Source organism: Lentzea sp. NPDC003310 (assembly GCF_040610935.1).
Classification (GTDB): Bacteria; Actinomycetota; Actinomycetes; order Mycobacteriales; family Pseudonocardiaceae; genus Lentzea.
This window is the reverse complement of the sequence record NZ_JBEXNC010000008.1, coordinates 232,889-251,025: the sequence shown is the minus strand read 5'-3', so window position 1 is coordinate 251,025 and position 18,137 is coordinate 232,889. Positions and strand designations below refer to the sequence as shown.

Sequence of the window (18,137 nt, the reverse complement as noted above, 5' to 3'; positions counted from 1 at the left end):
TGGGCGGGCCCGGACAGGGGAGGCTTCAGCGCAGTACGGGGTTGCCGTACCCGATGACGAGGCCCGGGGTGAACGCGGTGACACCGAAGGTGCTGTTGAGCACCGACGCCGCACCGGGGGTGAGGGCGAGCGTGACGCCCTGCGGCGTGGCGGCACCGAGGGTGAACAGGTCCGCGCGCTGGCGGAAGTTCACCAGGCCCGACAGCACCCCGCGGTTGAGGTCGATCGTGTAGTTCGTGAGGTACAGGCGCGTGTGACCGGCCTGGAGCACGAGACCGCCGATGTGCTCGATCGTGCCGTCCGACGGGTTGCCGACGATGGGGAAGCTGATCGCCGATCCCGTCCTGCCCGCGAAGACGGGCTTCACCTTGACACCCAACGAGGTCAACGCCGCCGCGGCCGCGGGATCGAGCGCCAGGTCCGTGCGCCCCTTGAAGAAGCTGCCCCAGACCTTGCTGTTCGAGGCCGCCGGGGAGACCGGTGCGGCGGTCGCCGGCGCGGCCACGGCCGCTCCGCCCGCGAGGGCGATGCCGAACGCCAGTGCGGCGGCGAGCATGCGGTTGCGCATCGAAAGCACTCCTTGTCCGTCGTGCGGAACTGGTCGTCGTCATGGGTACGACCGGCGCGGCCCCGGCGGATGCACCTCCGGGAGAAGTTCCGCCACGGCGGTGCGGGCGACCCATCCCCGATCAGCCCGACAGCCCGCGGTACAGCGCCGCGAACGGCTCCGCCACCGCGTCGATGTGGAACCGGCGGCGCGCGGTCTCCTGCCCCGCCGCCGCGATCGGGGCCGTCGCGGCACCGAGACCGACGACGTGGGCGAGCCGTTCTCCCAGGGACCGCGCGGCCGAGGTGTCGACCAGGAACCCGTTCCGGCCGTCGTCCACGTAGCACCGCAGCCCGCCGCGCTGGGGACCGACGACGAGCAGGCCGGCCTCCATGGCCTCGAGCACCGCGATGCCGAACTCCTCCTTCGCGCTGGCGCAGGCGTAGATGTGCGGAGCACCGGACGGTGGCGGGTTCGCCGCCAACTCGTGCTGCAGCCGCCGGATGTCGTCGTTGGGCCAGGCGGGCAGCACCGCGAGCCGTCCGCGCGCCGAGGGGGCGGACCGCGCGAGCTCGAGCACCTCGTCGAGCACGGCCTGCTCGTCCGGCGTCCTGTCGGTCGCGGAACCACCGATGACCACCAACGCCGTCCGGTGGTGCAGGCCCGCCTCCAGCCATGCCCGCACCAGCAACGGCTGCTGCTTCATCGGGTGCAGCCGCCCCACGTTCAGCAGCACGGGCAGGCCTTCCGCCGAGGCGTCCAGGCGGGGGAGTGCCGACGTCGTGAACAGCTCCCGCACCGGCGACCGTCCCGCGGCGGGCGGTGCCGGGGTGATGCCCTCCTCGAGCGCGGTCAGCGTCGCGGGGGTGAGCCGCGGGAAGTGCGCCAGCACCTCGTCCTGCCTGCCGCCGATGGTGATCACCCGGTCCGCGCGCCGGACGAGGTGGTCCGCCGCGCGCACGCGGTGCAGGTCGAACCGCATCGCGGTCAGGTCCTCGGCGTCGGCGAGGTGGCGCTCGGCGAGGTGGCGGTGCGGGTCCGGGGTGACGGTGAACACCAGCTTCGCACCCGTCAGCCGTGCGGCGTCGGCCACGGCGAGCGACCCGTCGTCGGAGTACCGCACGTGCACCACGTCGGGGTGGAGACCGCACCGCCGCAGGAGTTTCTCGAGCCACCAGGTGATGCCCGCGCGGTGCCGTGCCATGTCCTGCTGGGTGAGCGCCACCGGCGAGTCGACCGGGACGTGGACCGTCCAGTGGTCGAGCGCCGCGTCCTTCGTGACGGTCAGGGCCGTGGGTTCGTGGGCGAGCACCGCCGTGACCACGCGGCCGACGTCCTGGCGCCGCACGAGGGCTTCGGCCAGGGACGACAGGAACACGGTGAGTCCGCCGCTCGCGCCCTCACCCGGCCGTGCGGTGCCACCGATCAGCATCGACTGCACGATCGTCGGTCCCGCCACCGGTGGCGCCACCGGCAACGCGACGTCGTCGTGCAGGAGGTCGAGCATCAGCTTCTCGTAGGGCGAGCGCGGGCTGTCGTCGACCGGTTCGCCCACCGAGTCCAGGTAGCGCCACAGGACCGGTCCTGTGACGAGGGGACGCGCCTCGTCGGCGCTCAACGGCGTGAGGCGGTGCACCGTGGCGATGTCGAGCAGGTTCGCGATCGCGCGGCGGTCCTGTGTGGACAGCAACGCCTGACGCAGCTCGTCGGTCACCGGTCCCCGGCCGTGCTCCCGCAGCGTCGAGGACGTGTCCTCGCACGCGAGGGAGAAGGTCGTCGGGCGGGTGTCGCGGAGGATCGCGCCGATCAGGGATCGAGGGCTCGGCGCCGGAGGATCGGTCTCGGGTCGTCTGGCTTCCAGCGCTCGCTGGACTTCCGGATGTGTCCGCACATCCTTTGTTCGAACCAGAAGCGCGTCCGGATCGAACAATTTTCGAGATGTGCCAACGAGGAGGAGAACCAGTGCCCCGGATTGTCGTTGTCAGCCCGCCCTTCCGCTCGCACGCGCAGCCCATGTCCGTGTTCGCGGCAGCGTTGAGTTCGGCGGGTGCGCGAGAGGTGACGTTCGCCTGCGGCACCGAGTTCGCCGACCTCGCCCGCTCACTTCCGTTCGTCGCCCTGAAAACGACGCGCGACTCGAACAGCGGCGTGGCGGAGCGCACGGCGCAGGACGACCGCTCCGCCCGGCAGCTCACCGACTTCCTCGAAGCCACCCGCGCGGGCGCCGCCGCCGCGTTGCTGACGCAGACCAGGCGGCGCAGGGCCGAACCACTCGCCGCGCCGGGGCAGGTGCTGAGCGATCTCGCCACCCTGCACGACACCCTGCGCCCGGACTGGTACGTCGTCGACCAGATCGACTACGCCACAACCCTTGCGCTGCACGCACTCGACCTGCCGTTCGTGTCCTACGTCACCGGTCACCCGACCTACCTGGTCTCCCGGGACGACCAGTTCTTCGGTCTGCCTCAGGCGTGGCCGTCGGCCGTGCGTCCGTCCACAGCGGAACTGTCGCTGCTGTCCGCCGAGGTCCGTCTCACCGACCTCGCCTTCACCTCCGCGTTCGCCCGGTTCCTCCGCGAGGCCGCACCGGCCCGTCCCGCACCGCGGCGGGCCTTCGCGCTGACCTCCTCCCACGCCGCCGTCGTCAACTACCCGCGACTGCCGTGGCTGCCGCCGTTGCCCGAGCACCAGGACCAGATCTTCCTGGGCCACTGCACGACCCCTGAGCCGCTCGACGAGACGTGGCTCGGCCGCGTGCGCGGCCGCCGGGTCGTCCTCGTCGCGCTGGGGACGTTCCTCTCCGCCCGCCACGACGTGCTGCGCACCGTGGTCCGCGGAGCCTTGCGGATCCCGGACCTGACGGTCGTGGTCGCCGCGGGCGGCCGCGTCGCGGAACTCTCCGACCTGGCCGAGGACCCGCGTGTGATCCTGGAGTCGGTGGTTCCGCAACGCGCGCTGCTGCCGCACGTCGCCGCGATGGTGCACCACGGCGGCAACAACTCGTTCACGGAATGCCTGCAGGCCGGTGTTCCCGCCCTGGTCCTGCCCTTCTCCAGTGATCAGTTCTGCATCGCCCACGACGCCGAACGGTCGGGTGCGGGCGTGTGCCTCGATCCCAACGCTGCCGGGCCCGAGGACGTCGCGACCTCGCTCCGGTCGTTGCTGCGGGACCCGGAACCGTTCGCGGGCCTGAGGGACGACGTGCGAGCCGCGGGACCCGACCAGGGCGCGGCGCGGCTGCTGGAGGTGCTGGGCCGCTCTCGCTGATGGCCGGACCCGCCCCGGCCGTGCTCGCCGTCATGAATCCATCGTCACTCGGCCACACCACGCGTGCATGACGAGCGGCCGGGCTGCTGGAGGACGACTCGCAGAGCGGCGGCCAGCCACCGCAGGTCGTCGGACGCGTCCGGGGCGCTGACCTGTCCCCGCACGCGACCGACGAGGGCGCGGTACCGCTCCGCGCCCGCGTCGATCCCCGCCTCCAGCGAGGACAGCACGGCGCTCAGGTCGGCGGCGCCGAACAGCGTTCCCACCAGCTCCGCGGCGGCGGGGTCCTCCGGAGCGACGTCCCGCGCCCTGACCCGCGCGACGTCGTTCACGACCTGCCGCGCCCACCAGACGCGTGCGCCGGGCGGTGCCTCCTGTCCCGGCGCCGCCGTGGTGAGGCCGAGGAACGTGACCATCCGGGCGCGGAAGTCCGGGTCCTGCACGAGCTCCGCCAGTTCGACCCAGGCGTCCACCTGGTCGGGCGTGGGGTCGTCCGGGAGGTCGATGTGGAGCTGTCGCACCCGGTCGCGCAGTGCCGGATCGATGTCGAGGCGACCGAACACGTCCGCCTTGAAGTCGTCGATGATCTGGGTGCGTTCGGCGGTGGAGAGCCGGGCCAAGCGGTTCATCAGTGCTGTCTCCTCGAGTGTGGATCGGCGTCGGGACACCGTGGCCAGAACGGCCCGGCTCACCCGGAGCGCGCGGATCCGAGCGTCGATCGCGGTCACGTGCGCGTCGGCCACCTCGGCGAAGGTCGCCCTGCTCTCGAGCACCCGGCGCACGTCGTCGAGGCCGAGACCCAGCTCGCGCAGGGCGCGGATGAGCTCGACGCGGGCCACGCAGGCGGCGTCGTAGAGCCGGTACCCGCCCGCGGAACGGCCGGCCGGGGCGATCACGCCCTCGTCCGACCAGAAGCGCAGGGTGCGCGCCGGCAGGCCGGTGCGGTCGGCGAGCCGGCCGATGGTGAGCATGTCGCGGTCGTCCATGAGCGCATCCTGAACCGCGCAGCCGCTGGAAGGTCAAGCCACGAGCGAGCGGTCATGCGCGAGATGATCGATCGTGAATAATGACGAGGCATGTTCACGGGCGGGAAGAACGCGGACCCGGTGGCGGCGGAGCTCGCTCGCATGATGGTCGAGTGCCGGTTCGCGGAAGTCGTGGAACGCACCGAGGACCTGGGCGCGGAACCCGATCTCCCTGCCGACCGGGCCCAGTGGCGGCTGGCGTTGTACATCCGGTCGGTCGCCTTCGTGAACCTCCTGCGCTACGACGAGGCCGAGGCCGCGTGCCAGGCGGTGCTCAGGTCGGCGGACGCGGACGGGGACCACGTCGCGCGCGTCCGGGTGCTGGGGTACGGCATCGCCGCCGCCTTCCTGCAGGGGCGGGTCGACGAGGCGCTGGGCAGGCTCGACGAGGTGCTCGCCGCCGCCGAGGCCATGGAACCCGGCCCGGAACAGACCTTCGCGCTCGTCGCCGCCGCGACCACCACCGGGATCATCGGGCTCTCGGAGTTGAGCGACCGGCTGATCTCCCAGGTCGTCGACCAGGTGACGCGGGCGGGTGCGCCGGAGGTGATCCACCCCGGGGTCATGGGCATGCTGCACGCCCTGATGGTGGTGAGGCGGTGCCAGCTCGCGATCGCGCTGGAGTCCCGCGACCCCGGACGCGCCGCCGAGCTGTACCGCAGCGTGCTCCGGCTCGCTGCGCGGGAGGGCTGCGACGCGTCGGCCGGTGGGCGGCCCGCCGCGCTTTTCCGGGCCCACCACGCGTTCGCGCGCATCGCCGTCGCGGACGAGTGCGCGGACCTGGTGATCCCGGAGTCCTCCGGGCCCGATCCGGACCCTCTGGACATGACCACGGAGATCATGTGGGGACTGTGCCGGCTGCGCCTGTTCCTGCGGGACGAGCAGTCCCGGCCCGCGGAACTCCGCGCCGCGCTGGACCTCGGCCGCGGTCTGACGGAACTGGCGTCGCGGCTGCCCACCCTGGTGCTGCGCGCCGAGTGCTTCCGGATGTACCTCGCGGTCGCCGAACGGGGCGGTGACGCCCTGCTGACCGCGATGGTCGAGGAGCGGCACGAGGCCGCCGTCCACGAGTTGGAGTGGAGCGACCGGCTCGAATGGGCCTCCTTCTCCGGGTTCCGCTCGACGACCATGCGGAACATACAGGCCGGATAAGGCAGAGCGTCGCCGAGGTCTTTCGAAAACGAAACCGTAGAAGTCTCGCATCCGGGCTGGGACCAGTTGTGGTGACAACAGGTTGATCTGCGGCGCTAACCTGCGGCGATGTCGAATCAAGCGTTCTTCCGCATCTCCATTTGAGACGAAAACACGCCTTCCTTGACACATCAGAAACAGCAAACTTACAGTTTCGAAAGTGATCGAGAGAGCATTACGTCGGCCGGCGATCCGGGATGCCACTTCGGGACGGATGGAGGTGCGAGCAGACGTGGACGAGACGAAGACGATCGGTGAACCGGTGCTCGAACGAGCTTTTCGGGTGCTGCGCACGTTCGGGGCCGAGCAGCGGCCGCTGTCGCTGACCTCGCTGAGCGCGCGTTCGGGGTTGCCGAAGTCCACCGTGCTGAGATTGACGCGGACGTTGGTGCGGCTCGGCGCGCTGGAGCGGTGCGCGGAGGGTGGCTACACCATCGGGCTCGGCCTCTGGGAGCTCGCCACGCTCGCGCCGCGCGCCGAAGGGTTGCGCGCCAGGGCTCTTCCATTCATGCGGGACCTGCACGTCTCCACCGGTCAGCACGTGGTCCTGAGCGTGCTCGACGGTGTCGAAGCGGTGATCACCGAGATGATGTCGGCACCCGGCGCGGTGCGGACGCGGCACCGCGTCGGCAGCCGGTTCCCGTTGCACGCCACCGCACAGGGCCAGAGCCTGCTGGCGAACGGGCCGGTGGTCCTGCAGGAGCAGGTCCTCGCCGGCGAACTGGTCCCGGTGCCGGAGAACGTCCCGACGTGTCCGCAGCGGCTGCGGGCGCGGCTTGCCTCCGTGCGGAACCAAGGGGTGGCCGTGGTGAGCTGCGCCGTGCCCGAGGCCCACACCGCGGTCGCCGCGCCGGTCGTCGACCAGGGTGGGCGGGCAATCGCCTCCCTCGCCGTCGTCGTCCGGTCGCCCGGCTGCAACGTCCCCGCCCTGCGTGCCGCGGTCATGGCGACCTGCAACGCGATGAACCAGAGCATTCGCAGCACGCCCGTGCGCGGATTCCCGGACGACCCGCCCGCGCCGCGAGCCTCCGGTCGCCCCTGCGGGTAGCAACGTCCACTGTGGATGGCGCGAGTGGACTCCGAGTTGTGCCACTGAGCGGCACAAGGGTCGAATTCGGAGGTCGCCGCGCGTTCACTGTCCGGCGACATGAACACGCTCTCACGCCGACCCTCGGTCAGGACGCCGCCGCGAGCAGCTGTGCGCCCGTGGCACGAAGTCGTTCGAGAACGCGGCGGTCCTGGAGCGTCGCGGTGATGAGGGTGTGCTCGCGGCTCAGCGGGAGCCACGGCGTCCCTCCGGCCGCGGTGGCGAGGTCGGTGGAGGCGAGCAGGACGGTGCGCCCGGCGGCGACGGCGGAGAACGCCTCGGCCGCCGCGAGCTGGTCCGCGTCGAGGTGCGCGACACCGCTCGAGTCGACGTGGTGGCAGGGCAGGAACGCCAGATCGACGCGGTCGTGCGGCCCGTCGTCGGCCCGTGCCGGTGTCAGCACGTCGCCCTGCAGCGTCCCGCCGGTGACGCGGACCGTGAAGCGGTCGAGGTGGCCCGCGAACTGTGCGCACGCGGGCAGGTCGCTGGTGACCACCGTGACGCCGGTGAGGTCGGGCCGCTGTGTCAGCGCCGCGGCGACGTCGGCGGAGAGGCGACCCGCGCCGAGGAAGACCGCGTCGTGCGAGCGCACCAGGGCCGCGGCCATCACGGCTGTCGCCTCGGGGCTGCGGCGGGCTCGGGCCGACTCGTCCGCGGCCGGTTGCGCACCGCCCCACACGCGGCGCACGTGCCCGGCGGCCTCCAGGTCGCGGAGGTCGGAGCGAATCGTCACTTCCGAAACCCGAAGCCGCTGACTGAGGTCGGCGATGCCGACGAAGTCCGCCCGCGTCACGATGTCGAGGAGCTGTCCCTGCCTGCGGACACGGTCCGACGGTGGTCGTCCCGGCATCCCACCCTCCTCGCCCCTGGTAGTGCCGCCACCCGCGGTGAAGTGCGCTGGAGCAGCTGCTCACCCAGTGTACATTTAGTTTTCAACATCTTCGCCTTCGAATATGAAGGCTTGTGCACAACCGCCGTGCCGGCGAGTGGGGAGAGGCCGTGGCCACCGAGCAGGCGCCGGGCGATCTCACCGTCACCGAACGGCGGCACCGCATCGTCACCGCGGTGCGGCGACTCGGCTTCGTCCAGGTGCGGCGGCTCGCGCAGGAACTCGGCGTGTCCGAGGTGACCATCCGGCAGGACCTGCGGTCGCTCGAGGAGTGCGGCGCCCTGCACCGCGTCCGCGGGGGAGCGGCCGCGGCACCGGGGACGGACGGCCCGCCCAGGCCGGCGCGGGCGGACTGGGCCGACCCCGCCGTCGGCACCATGGTGGCCGCGTTCGTGCGCAGCGGGGACACGATCGTCCTCGATCACGCCCCCGGCATCCGGTCCGTCGCGGACGCGCTCGTCGCCCGGCGCGACCTGTCCGGGATCGTCGTGCACACCGAGTCGCTCCCGGTGCTCCCGGCGTTCGCCGGTCACGCCGACCGCTTCACCGTCGTCGTCCCGGCCGGGACCCTCGACGCCACGCTCCGCGTCGTGCCGGACCGCGACACCGAGACGAACGCCGACCTCGCCGTGCTCGGGTGCGCCGGTGTCAGCGTCGCCGGGCTGCTCGCCCGCACCGAACCCGAGGCCTCCGGCCGCCGCCGTGCCGCGTTCGGTGCCCGTCGCGGCATCGTCGTCGCGCCCCCCGACGCCTTCGAGGCGCCCGGCGAGCACCTGGTGTGCTCGCTCGACCACGTCGACGCCTGCATCACGAGCCAGACCCTCGACGAATCCGTGGCGGGGCCGCTGCGGGCGGCGGGACTCCGCGTTTTCGTCGTCACCTGATCTCCTCTTTCCCCATTCAGTGCCCCGGGTTGTGCCGCTGAGCGGCACAGGAGCATTGTGGCCCGAAGGGTCTTGTTAGCGTCCGGAACGCATTCGCCGATCTCGTCTTTCCCGCGCTCGACTCGAACGCGGGATTTCCGGCGTTTCTTCGTTCCAGGGCAAGGAGGCCTTGTGATTCGACGATTCTCCGCTCTCTGCATTTCCTCTCTCGTGCTCGCGTGTGCCGTTCCGGGCACCGCTGCCGCCGCGGCCCCCCGGCCGGTGGTCGTCGTGGCGGGCACCTTCGGTCCCGCCTTCTACTACGAGCCGCTCGCCGACCGGCTCCGCGCGGACGGCCGTCAGGTCGCGGTCTTCCAGCTCCCCGGCCTGGGCACGGCCGACATCCGCGTCTCGGCGCGCGAGCTCGGCCGCTTCGCCGACGCCTTCCGCGCCTCGCTCGGAGCCTCGCAGGTCGACGTCGTGGCGCACTCCCAGGGTGGGCTCGTCGCACGGCAGTACATCAAGTACGAAGGCGGTGCGAGCGAGGTCGCCACCCTGGTCAACCTCTCCGCGCCGAACTACGGCACCGTCGTCGCGAACATCGCCGACTTCTTCGGGGGCGGTGACTGTCTGAGGATCGTCGCCTGTCAGCAGATGAAGACCGGATCCAGCTTCCTGAACAGCCTCAACGCCGGCGACGACACCTTCGGCGCGGTGCGCTACACGAACCTCTACACCGGGTTCGACGCGCTGGTGCGGCCGGTCGACAACGCCAGGATGGGCGACGGCGCCACGAACGTCCGGGTGCAGTCGCAGTGCCCGTACCGCGCCGTGGTGCACCTCGGCATGCCCTTCGACGGCACGGTCTACAGCGGGGTCCAGGACGCCCTGCAGGGCAGGCCGGTCGAACTGGACTGCTTCCGGGTCTGACCGGAATCCGACTCGGGCCGGTGAGGTTCTGTTTCGGTCGATGGCACTTCCGTTGTGGTCACCGGTCGCGCTCCCTAACGTTCACCGCAGATCTCCGGTGAACGGAGTGGCCGGGATCCGGTTCGGCCGGAATCGTCGAAGCGGAATTGCGCGCCGCCATTCGCGGTGCGCGATTCCGCTGGGGCAGGTGATTTCGAGCCGGAGCTCGTGGAAGTGTTTTCGCAGAAGGGTTCAAGCGCATGAAACAGATGATCTCGCGCAAACTCGCGGCCGTGCTGGCGGTGAGTGGCGCGATCTTCGCCCTGGTACCGGCGGGGACCGCCAGCGCCGCCCAGCGGTGCGACTTCTCGTTCAGCACCGGGAAGTTCGGCTGCACCGGTTCGAGCAGCGTCCGCAAGAGCACGGACGTCATCGGTGCCCGCATCTACACCGGCACCGACTACACCGGCGACATGCTCACGATCTGGGTGCCGCAGCCGTGCCCGAAGAACGACAAGGTCGACCACTTCATGAACCTCAACAACAGCTCCTGGCGCAACCGGGTCAACTCCGCGCAGGCGTTCTCGACCTGCTGGGTGTGGCTCTACCGCAAGGACGGCAACCGGGACGGCCCGTTCCAGAGCAACCACCCGGACCTCACCTTCGCCGGTGACCGCACGTTCCAGATCGGCCTGAGCTGAAGGAGCACGACATGATCAGCAGGAGCAAGGTGCTGGCGGCGCTGGCGATGGCGGTCGCGGCGATGTTCACGGCGCTGCCGGCCGCGAACGCCACGCACGCCGGCCAGCCGACCGTGCAGGAGTTGATGAGCAGGTGCGCGGGCGCGGACTACTGCCAGTTCAAGCCTTACGGCGCCATGACCATCTTCAACGGCAGCCGTCAGCTGGCGGGCAGCGGCACCAACTGCACGAGCAGCCTGATGACCAGGGTCATCAACTACTCCGCCACCACCGGCACGAAGAACACCTTCGGCGTCGAGATCAGCGGCGGCGTCGAGCTCGGCGAGATCTTCACGGCGTCGATCAAGGCGAGCTACTCGGTCGAGTGGTCGTTCTCGTCGACCAAGACCGATGAGATCCGCCAGGAGGTCGCTCCGCGCAAGAAGGTGAACATCTACGCCTCGAAGCAGAAGTCGCGCGTGAACGGCACGTGGGAGATCCACTTCGGCAGCCGCTACTACGGCCACTACTACTGGTACGTCAACGGCAGCGTCGAGGGCCAGACCAAGGGCCAGGCGTGGGACATCCGGGCGGAGGAGGTCAAGGCCGTCTGCTGAGTCCCGTCGTCCACCGGGGCCCCGGCACTCTCCCGGCCGGGGCCCCTCGTCCTCCGAGGTTGTCCCATGCTGACGAAGTTGTTCGCTTGCCTGGCCTTCCTGTTCGTGCTGGGCGCGGGCACGGCCTCCGCCCACGTGACCGCGCACGTTCCGGACAGTCCGCCGGAGAAAGGCGGACACGGCACCGTCGTCCTGCGCGTGCCGAACGAGGAAACACCGTCCACGACGCGCTTCGAGGTCACCGTCTCACCGGCGTTCGGCATCACGACCGCCCGCACCCGGCCCGTTCCCGGCTGGGACGCCGCGGTGCTGCGCGGCGACGGCGGCGTCGTCACGACGGTCGTCTGGACGGCCCGCACGGAGAACGAGCTCCCCGGCGGGAACGAGCACTACGAGGACTTCGGCCTGACCCTCGGTCCGCTGCCCGCCGACGCCGACCGCGTCGTCCTGCCCGCCACGCAGTTCCTCGCCGACGGCAGCGAGGTGAGGTGGGACGACCAGCCGGGCCGTCCCGCTCCGGTGATCGCGCTCGCCGAGGCGTCGGGCCACGGCCACCACGCCGCGCTCGCCACCGCGTCCGACGTGCCTTGGGGTGCCGTGATCACCCTGCTCGCCGTGGGGCTGCTGGTGGCCGTCGGCGGAGTCGTCCTCATCCGCCGGAAGGGGATCTCATGACGCGCGTGCTGGTCGTGATGTCGTTGCTGTTCCTGAGTTTCCTGCCGGCTGCCTCGGCGTCTCCCGCACTGGTGAGCGCGAACCCGGGCATGAACTCGACGATCTCGGTGGCGCCGGCGGACGTCCGGCTCACCTTCGACCGGAACGTCGCGGGCTCCGGGCCCTACCTGATCGCGGTGACGGGTGGCGGTCAGCAGTGGGCCGAGTCGCTGATCGGCGCCGACGACACCGTGCTGACCGTGCCGTTGCGGCCGGCGATGCCGGCGGGCGACTACCTCGTCACCTACGAGCTGACGCCGTCGGACGGCGTGCCGGTGAAGGGGGAGTACCGGTTCTCGCTCCGAGGTCGCACGTCGACGCCGTGGTGGGTCTGGGCGTTGGTGGGAGCGGTCGTTCTCGGCGCGGCGGCGACGGCCTACCGGCTGGCCCGCCGCTGAACGGTGGACCGCCCTCGGGAGACGCCGCGGAAGTGGTTGAGCGCGGGGGCGGCCGGGCGCACCGTGGAACGGTGGACCGGCAGGCCGTTCACGGTGACCTCGAGCGTGCGAGGACGACGTTCCGCACGCTCCTCGACAGCGCGTCGGCCGGCGCGCTGCGGCGTCGGTCGGACGGGACGCGGTGGAACAACCGGCAACTTCTGTTCCACATGCTGCTCGGGTTCCTGATCATGCGGGCGCTGCTGGCCCTGACCAAGGCGATCTCCCGGCTACCGGGGTGGGTCGGCCGAGGCTGGGCCAGGCTGCTCGACGCGGGCACGAGACCCTTCGACGCGGTCAACTTCGCGGGCTCCTGGCTCGGTGGCAGCCTGATGCCCCGAGGCGCGATGATCGGCCTGTGCGACCGCACCGTCGCGGCGTTGCACCGGCGGCTCGACCGGGAGACCGACGTCGGGCTCGCGCGGGGCATGCCCTACCCGACGCGGTGGGACCCGTTCTTCCGCGAGTTCATGACGGTGGCGGACCTGTACCGCTTCCCGGTGCGGCACTTCGACTTCCACCGCGAGCAGCTGTCCTTCAGCTGATCGACGTCACCTGAGCAGGCGACGCACGACGTGTGCGGCGTCGCGGCCGACGCCGCGCAGGGTGGCGGAGGAGAGGCTGCGCTGCCATTCGAGGCCGACGAAGCCGAGTCCGCGGTGACGGCGGGAGAGGCCGCGGTGACGGCGGGAGAGGCCGCGGTCGTGTTCCGTGCCCAGCTTCCCCAGATACGGGAGGTCGGGGCGGTACCCCGTCGCCAGGATGATCGCGTCCACGTGCTCCCGCTGCTCGTCGGACCAGATGACCTCGGAGCCTTCCAGGGCGGTGAACATCGGTCGGCGGTCCGGTCGGCGCTGGGCGAGGGCGGTGCGGTGGACGCCGGTGTCCAAAACCGGGGTGGTGAAGCCGTTGGGCAGCCAGGGACCGATCGGGAGGTGGTCCAGCCGTGTGCGGTCGAGCCAGAAGTGCAGGTCGCGGCCGAGCGGGCGTTGGGCGGAGAACCTCACGGGCTTGCGGGTGGCAAGGGTGACGTGGGCGTGGGCGGCGAGTTCGGCGGCGATCTGGACCGCGGAGTTGCCGGCGCCGACCACGATGACGCGCTGACCGCGGAACGAGGCGGGCGAGCGGTACTGCGCGGCGTGCAGGACGGCGCCGGAGAAGCCGGCCAGGCCTGGGACGGGTGGGCGGTACGGGTTGCCGAAGCCTCCGGTGGCGGCGACGACCAACGGCGCGGTGAACGTCGTACCGCCGGCGGTGGTGACGCGATGTCCGTTGTCGTGCCGGACTTCCGTGACCTGGTGGCCGGTGCGGATGTCGGCGTCGAGGCGTTCGGCGTAGGTGCGCAGGTAGTCGACGACCTCGTCGCGGTGCGGGTAGCGCTCCGGGTCTCCGGGGAAGGGAAGACCGGGTAGCGCGCTGTATCGGGCCGGGGAGAACAAGGTGAGGCTGTCGTAGTAGTGCGGCCAGGAGCCGACCGGGTCGTTGCCGGCTTCGAGCACGAGTGGGTGGAGGCCTCGTGAGAGGAGGGCGTGGGCGGTGGCGAGGCCGGACTGACCGGCGCCGATGACGATGACGTCGTGGCTGTTCACTGGGCACCTCGAAGCAGCCGTCGCCGAGCACGGCGACGGTCGGGTGGTGGTCTGGGGTCAGTTGGCGGTGCGGCGTTCGAGGAAGACGGTGTCGCGCCACACGCCGTGGTGCTGCGCGATGCGTTCGCGGACGCCGAGCGTGCGGAAGCCCGCCGAGTGGTGCAGGGCGAGGCTCGCGCGGTTCTCGGGGAAGACCGAGGTCTGCAACGTCCACAGACCCGAGTCGTCGGCGGCGGTGACCTGCTTGTGCACCAGCGCTTTGCCGACGCCACGGCCGCGGAACCCCGCGCCCACGTAGACGGACGTCTCGGCCACGCCCGCGTAGCAGTCGCGGGTGGACACCGCGGTCGCCGCGGCCCAGCCCGCCACCTGCCCGTCGATCTCGGCGACCCACCGGTGACCGGGGAGCCACCTGGCGTCGAGTGCCCTGCGCGGCGGGACCTCGGTCTCGAAGGTGGCGTCGCCGGTGGCGATGCCTTCGCCGTAGACGCGGCGCACGGCGTTCCAGTCGGCGCCCTCCAGGGGACGGACGAGCACGCCGGCGGGCAGGTCGCCCGGGCAGCACGGTGGTGGCGCGAGCACGCCCATGACGACGTCGGCGGCGTGCGGGAGGCCGGTGCAGCACGACGGGTTCACGCTCACGTGCGTGGCGGTGCCTTCCTTGTGCTGCCGGAGGAAACCGACCTCGACCAGCTTGCGCACGTGGTGGGAGCAGGTGGACTGGCTGATGCCGACGAGCTCGGTCAGTTCGCCGACGGTCATCGAGCGTCCCGAGGTCGCCACGGCGTGCAGGAGGCGCACGCGGGTCGGTTCGGCCAGGCACGCGAACCAGTCCGCGTAGGTCGCGGCGTCGTCGGCGGGCAGCAGGGCCGGCGAGGGTGCTGTCGTCGTCATGGCTGAAGTATCGACGCAGATCGATGGTTGCGTCAATCGATCCGGGTCGATAGAGTTCGCCGCGTTGATTCGAAATCCGTCGATGCAAGGGGTGTGCGGTGAGCGAGTTGCCAGTCGTCGTGGTGGGTGCCGGACCAGCGGGTTTGTCCGCGGCGGGGAACCTGGCCGAACGGGGCGAGCGGGTGCTCGTGCTGGAGGCGGGCGACCGCGCCGGTGCGGCCGTGTCCGAGTGGAACCACGTCCGGTTGTTCTCGCGGTGGAGCGAGCTCGTCGACCCGGCGGCCGAGCGGCTGCTGGAGGAGGCCGGATGGGTGCGGCCGGACGGGGACGCCTACCCGACGGGCGGGGAGTGGGTGGAGCACTACCTGCGGCCGCTGGCGGACGTGCTGGGCGACCGGGTGCGGTTCGGTGCGCGCGTGGTGGGACTGGCTCGGCGGGGGCGGGACCGGCTCGTGGATTCCGGGCGCGAGGACGAACCGCTCACCGTGCACGTGCGGACCGCCGAGGGCGAGGAGCGGATCACGGCACGTGCGGTGATCGACGCGTCCGGCACGTGGGGCTCGCCGAACCCCCTGGGCGGCGACGGGCTTCCGGCGGCGGGGGAGAAGGCGGCCGCCGCGCAGATCACGTACCGCGTTCCGGACCTCGTGGCCGAGCGCGCCCGGTACGCGGGCAAGCGGATCGCGGTCGCCGGTAGCGGCCATTCCGCGCTGACGGCCTTGGTCGTGCTGGCGGACCTCGCCGAGCAGGAGCCGGGCACGGAGATCGTCTGGCTGCTGCGCCGGGGAGCCGTGGGCAACGCGTTCGGTGGCGGCGAGGCGGATCAGCTGCCGGCCCGGGGTGCGTTGGGGCTGCGGGCGAAGAAGGCGGCCGAGGCCGGGCACATGACGACCGCGACCGGGTTCCGCACCGCCGTGGTCGAGCGCGCCGGCGACGGCAGGCTCACGCTGGAGTCGTTCGACGGGCACCGGGTCGAGGGCATCGACGAGGTCGTCGTGCTGACCGGGTTCCGGCCGGACCTGTCGTGGCTGTCGGAGATCCGCCTCGAACTCGACCCGGTGCTGCAGGCACCGACGAGGCTCGCGCCGCTGATCGACCCGAACGTCCACTCGTGCGGCACCGTCTACCCGCACGGCGAGGCCGAGCTGCGCCACCCCGAGCCGAACGTCTACCTCGTGGGCATCAAGAGCTACGGCCGCGCGCCCACGTTCCTGTCGCTGACCGGGTACGAGCAGTCCCGGTCGGTCGTGGCCGCGCTCGCCGGCGACCACGAGGCCGCCGGCCGGGTCGAGCTCGTGCTGCCCGAGACCGGTGTGTGCGGTGGCGCGGGCGTGTTCGACGCGCCGGAGGCGGAGAAGAGCGACGGCGGCTGCTGCGGTGCGCCGGAGAACGGTGTGCTGACGATCGGCCTCGCGCCCAGTGCACGCTGACACCACCGCGGCGGAGTCCGGCACCGGGCTCCGCCGCGTGCTGATCGTGTTGTGCACCACGGAGATCATCAGCTGGGGCGTCCTGTACTACGCGTTCCCCGTGCTGCTGCCGACCATCGGCGAACGGACCGGGTGGTCGCACGCCGCGATCACCGCCGGGTTCTCCGCGAGCCAGGTCGTCGCGGGCCTCGTCGGCGTCCCGGTCGGCAGGATGCTCGACCGCCACGGGCCGCGCGCGATCATGACCACCGGCTCGATCATCGCCGTCCCAGGAGTCGTGCTCATGGCGACCGCGCAGACGCTGGCCTGGTTCACCGCGGCGTGGTTGCTGATCGGCGTCGCGATGGCCGGCGTGTTCTACGCGCCCGCGTTCGCCGCGCTCACCCGCTGGTACGGCGCCCGGCGGGTGTCGGCGTTGACGGCGCTCACGTTGGTGGCAGGTCTGGCCAGCACGGTGTTCGCGCCGCTGACCGCCGTGCTGAACACGCACCTGGACTGGCGCGGCACCTATCTCGTGCTCGTGGGAATCCTTGCTGTCACGACGATTCCGCTGCACCTGTTCGGGTTGCGGTTGCCGTGGCCGGAGATCGAGCACGAGACGAGGCACCACCCGTCGGCGGTGGCGCGCAGCAGGCCGTTCATCGTGCTGACGATCGCGATGAGCCTGGCGGCGTTCAGCGTCTACGCGGTCGTGGTCACCCTCGTGCCGTTGCTGACCGAACGCGGGATGTCGACGTCAGCGGCCGCCGTGGCCCTGGGCCTCGGTGGGGTGGGCCAGGTCCTCGGACGGCTCGGGTACGCCAGGCTGGCCGCCAGGACGTCGGTGCGCACCCGCACCGCACTGGTCCTGCTGGTGAGCGCGGCCGTGACCACGCTGCTCGGCGTGGTTCCCGGCCCGGCGCTGCTGCTCGTCGCCGGTTCCGTGCTCGCGGGCGTCGCGCGCGGGATCTTCACGCTCGTGCAGGCGACGGCGGTCACCGACCGGTGGGGCGCCGTCCACTACGGACGGTTGAGCGGACTGCTCACCGTCCCGGTGATGCTGACCGCCGCGGTCGCGCCGTGGGCGGGAAGCGCGCTGGCCGGGTGGCTGGGCGGTTATCCGGCGGTGTTCGTGGTGCTGGGTGTGATCGGGGTGCTGGCGGCCGCGTTGTCGACCGCCGGCGTGCCGGGCCGTTAGCCGAGCAGTTCGGCGACCAGGCCGCGCACCCGCCGGTCGATGTCGTCGCGGATCGGCCGCACGGCGTCGATGCCCTGGCCCGCCGGGTCGTCGAGCTGCCAGTCGAGGTAGCGCTTGCCGGGGAAGACGGGGCAGGTGTCGCCGCAGCCCATGGTGATCACGACGTCGGAGGCCTCGACGTCGGCGGTGGTGAGCTTCGAGGGCACCTCGGCGGTGATGTCGAGCCCCCACTCGGCCAGCGCCGCCGCGGCAGCCGGGTTCACCTTCTCCGCGGGCTCGGACCCGGCCGAACGCACGGCGATGCGTCCCAGACCGTAGTGCTGCAGCAACGCGGCGGCCATCTGCGAACGGCCGGCGTTGTGCACGCAGACGAACAGCACCTCGGGCGTGTTGGACACGGTGGGTCTCCTTGAACCGAATTCCTTCGATGCAGATCACACTCGGTGTATCGACTTTTGTCAATCCAGGCGGTTATGGTCTGGCTCATGACGAGCCAGGACCAGACGCTGCTCGACTCGACGACGGCCGCCCGCCTGTTCAAGGCACTCGGCGACCCGATCCGCGTCGAGCTGGTCGGCCTGGTCCGCCGGACCGAGGGGCAGGAAGCCTGCTTCTGCGACCTCGCCGGCCAGTTCGACATGCCGCAGTCCTCGCTGAGCCACCACCTCAAGATCCTCGTGCAGGCCGGATTCCTCAGCCGCGAACGCCGCGGCACGTGGAGCTGGTACCGCATCGACAACGCTGCCATCGACACCCTCGCGGCCGTGCTCGCGCCGGGAGGGCCGCTGCGCGACGCCAGCGCCTGCTGCGACTGACCCGAC

The 18,137-nt window shown here is 71.4% G+C and carries 20 protein-coding genes; 13 read left to right on the top strand and 7 right to left on the bottom strand.

Translation table 11 applies throughout. The features are described from left to right. Positions 1 to 25: 25 nt before the first annotated feature. Together ABZX02_RS18390 and ABZX02_RS18385 are read right to left on the bottom strand one after the other, a co-directional pair. Positions 26 to 568 carry a hypothetical protein gene (locus ABZX02_RS18390; RefSeq protein WP_355299587.1) on the bottom strand — a complete coding sequence of 181 codons (543 nt, stop codon included), beginning with the start codon at positions 566 to 568 and terminating at the stop codon, positions 26 to 28. A gap of 121 nt (positions 569 to 689) precedes the next feature. After that, entirely contained in the window at positions 690 to 2,438 is a 1,749-nt protein-coding gene (locus tag ABZX02_RS18385; RefSeq protein WP_355299585.1) for a glycosyltransferase family 4 protein, read from the bottom strand. Between the two features lie 71 nt (positions 2,439 to 2,509). On the opposite strand from ABZX02_RS18385, the gene ABZX02_RS18380 reads away from it, so the two are divergent. Beyond that, positions 2,510 to 3,814 (top strand): glycosyltransferase, encoded by a 1,305-nt coding sequence (locus ABZX02_RS18380; protein ID WP_355299583.1) that lies wholly within the window; start codon positions 2,510 to 2,512, stop codon positions 3,812 to 3,814. A gap of 44 nt (positions 3,815 to 3,858) precedes the next feature. Here ABZX02_RS18380 and ABZX02_RS18375 read toward each other — a convergent pair whose 3' ends face one another. Continuing rightward, the gene (locus ABZX02_RS18375) at positions 3,859 to 4,800 is read right to left on the bottom strand and encodes a MerR family transcriptional regulator (protein WP_355299582.1); all 942 of its coding nucleotides are present in this window, start codon (positions 4,798 to 4,800) and stop codon (positions 3,859 to 3,861) included. 90 nt (positions 4,801 to 4,890) lie between these two features. Between ABZX02_RS18375 and ABZX02_RS18370 the strand changes: the two genes are divergently transcribed. Beyond that, positions 4,891 to 5,991 carry a hypothetical protein gene (locus ABZX02_RS18370; protein WP_355299580.1) on the top strand — a complete coding sequence of 367 codons (1,101 nt, stop codon included), beginning with the start codon at positions 4,891 to 4,893 and terminating at the stop codon, positions 5,989 to 5,991. Between the two features lie 271 nt (positions 5,992 to 6,262). Further along, on the top strand, positions 6,263 to 7,078 hold the full coding sequence (locus tag ABZX02_RS18365; RefSeq protein WP_355299578.1) for an IclR family transcriptional regulator: 816 nt from the start codon (positions 6,263 to 6,265) through the stop codon (positions 7,076 to 7,078). A 127-nt stretch (positions 7,079 to 7,205) separates the two neighbouring features. Here the strand turns inward: ABZX02_RS18365 and ABZX02_RS18360 are convergent, their stop codons facing one another. Further along, on the bottom strand, positions 7,206 to 7,967 hold the full coding sequence (locus ABZX02_RS18360) for a DeoR family transcriptional regulator (protein WP_355299576.1): 762 nt from the start codon (positions 7,965 to 7,967) through the stop codon (positions 7,206 to 7,208). Between the two features lie 149 nt (positions 7,968 to 8,116). On the opposite strand from ABZX02_RS18360, the gene ABZX02_RS18355 reads away from it, so the two are divergent. The 7 genes from ABZX02_RS18355 to ABZX02_RS18325 all read left to right on the top strand — a co-directional run bounded on the left by ABZX02_RS18355 (position 8,117) and on the right by ABZX02_RS18325 (position 12,771). Next, a complete protein-coding gene (locus tag ABZX02_RS18355; protein ID WP_355299574.1) occupies positions 8,117 to 8,890 on the top strand; it encodes a DeoR/GlpR family DNA-binding transcription regulator in 774 nt (257 codons plus the stop codon). 171 nt (positions 8,891 to 9,061) lie between these two features. Continuing rightward, positions 9,062 to 9,799: an alpha/beta fold hydrolase gene (locus ABZX02_RS18350; RefSeq protein WP_355299572.1), complete on the top strand. Its 738-nt coding sequence runs from the start codon at positions 9,062 to 9,064 to the stop codon at positions 9,797 to 9,799. A gap of 239 nt (positions 9,800 to 10,038) precedes the next feature. Continuing rightward, on the top strand, positions 10,039 to 10,479 hold the full coding sequence (locus ABZX02_RS18345) for a hypothetical protein (RefSeq protein WP_355299570.1): 441 nt from the start codon (positions 10,039 to 10,041) through the stop codon (positions 10,477 to 10,479). Positions 10,480 to 10,490: 11 nt separating this feature from the next. Continuing rightward, complete coding sequence (locus ABZX02_RS18340) at positions 10,491 to 11,075, top strand: hypothetical protein (RefSeq protein WP_355299568.1); 585 nt, start codon at positions 10,491 to 10,493, stop codon at positions 11,073 to 11,075. Between the two features lie 66 nt (positions 11,076 to 11,141). Then, on the top strand, positions 11,142 to 11,750 hold the full coding sequence (locus tag ABZX02_RS18335) for a DUF1775 domain-containing protein (RefSeq protein ID WP_355299566.1): 609 nt from the start codon (positions 11,142 to 11,144) through the stop codon (positions 11,748 to 11,750). Next, positions 11,747 to 12,187 (top strand): copper resistance CopC family protein, encoded by a 441-nt coding sequence (locus ABZX02_RS18330; RefSeq protein ID WP_355299564.1) that lies wholly within the window; start codon positions 11,747 to 11,749, stop codon positions 12,185 to 12,187. Before ABZX02_RS18335 ends, ABZX02_RS18330 begins: the two co-directional genes overlap by 4 nt. 71 nt (positions 12,188 to 12,258) lie before the next feature. After that, positions 12,259 to 12,771, top strand: a complete 513-nt coding sequence (locus tag ABZX02_RS18325; RefSeq protein ID WP_355299563.1) for a DinB family protein — start codon at positions 12,259 to 12,261, stop codon at positions 12,769 to 12,771. Positions 12,772 to 12,777: 6 nt separating this feature from the next. On the opposite strand, the gene ABZX02_RS18320 is transcribed toward ABZX02_RS18325, so the two are convergent. Next, complete coding sequence (locus ABZX02_RS18320; protein ID WP_355299561.1) at positions 12,778 to 13,815, bottom strand: NAD(P)-binding domain-containing protein; 1,038 nt, start codon at positions 13,813 to 13,815, stop codon at positions 12,778 to 12,780. A gap of 57 nt (positions 13,816 to 13,872) precedes the next feature. Beyond that, positions 13,873 to 14,709, bottom strand: a complete 837-nt coding sequence (locus ABZX02_RS18315) for a metalloregulator ArsR/SmtB family transcription factor (RefSeq protein WP_355299559.1) — start codon at positions 14,707 to 14,709, stop codon at positions 13,873 to 13,875. Between the two features lie 98 nt (positions 14,710 to 14,807). On the opposite strand from ABZX02_RS18315, the gene ABZX02_RS18310 reads away from it, so the two are divergent. Both ABZX02_RS18310 and ABZX02_RS18305 read left to right on the top strand, forming a co-directional pair. Further along, positions 14,808 to 16,139, top strand: a complete 1,332-nt coding sequence (locus tag ABZX02_RS18310) for an FAD-dependent oxidoreductase (protein ID WP_355299557.1) — start codon at positions 14,808 to 14,810, stop codon at positions 16,137 to 16,139. Next, positions 16,129 to 17,316 carry an MFS transporter gene (locus ABZX02_RS18305; RefSeq protein WP_355299555.1) on the top strand — a complete coding sequence of 396 codons (1,188 nt, stop codon included), beginning with the start codon at positions 16,129 to 16,131 and terminating at the stop codon, positions 17,314 to 17,316. Before ABZX02_RS18310 ends, ABZX02_RS18305 begins: the two co-directional genes overlap by 11 nt. Here the strand turns inward: ABZX02_RS18305 and ABZX02_RS18300 are convergent. Continuing rightward, complete coding sequence (locus ABZX02_RS18300; RefSeq protein WP_355299553.1) at positions 17,313 to 17,714, bottom strand: arsenate reductase ArsC; 402 nt, start codon at positions 17,712 to 17,714, stop codon at positions 17,313 to 17,315. The two genes, ABZX02_RS18305 and ABZX02_RS18300, sit on opposite strands and share 4 nt — an antisense overlap. An 87-nt stretch (positions 17,715 to 17,801) precedes the next feature. Here ABZX02_RS18300 and ABZX02_RS18295 point away from each other — a divergent pair, with 87 nt between their 5' ends. Next, complete coding sequence (locus ABZX02_RS18295; RefSeq protein ID WP_355299552.1) at positions 17,802 to 18,131, top strand: metalloregulator ArsR/SmtB family transcription factor; 330 nt, start codon at positions 17,802 to 17,804, stop codon at positions 18,129 to 18,131. Positions 18,132 to 18,137 lie beyond the last annotated feature (6 nt).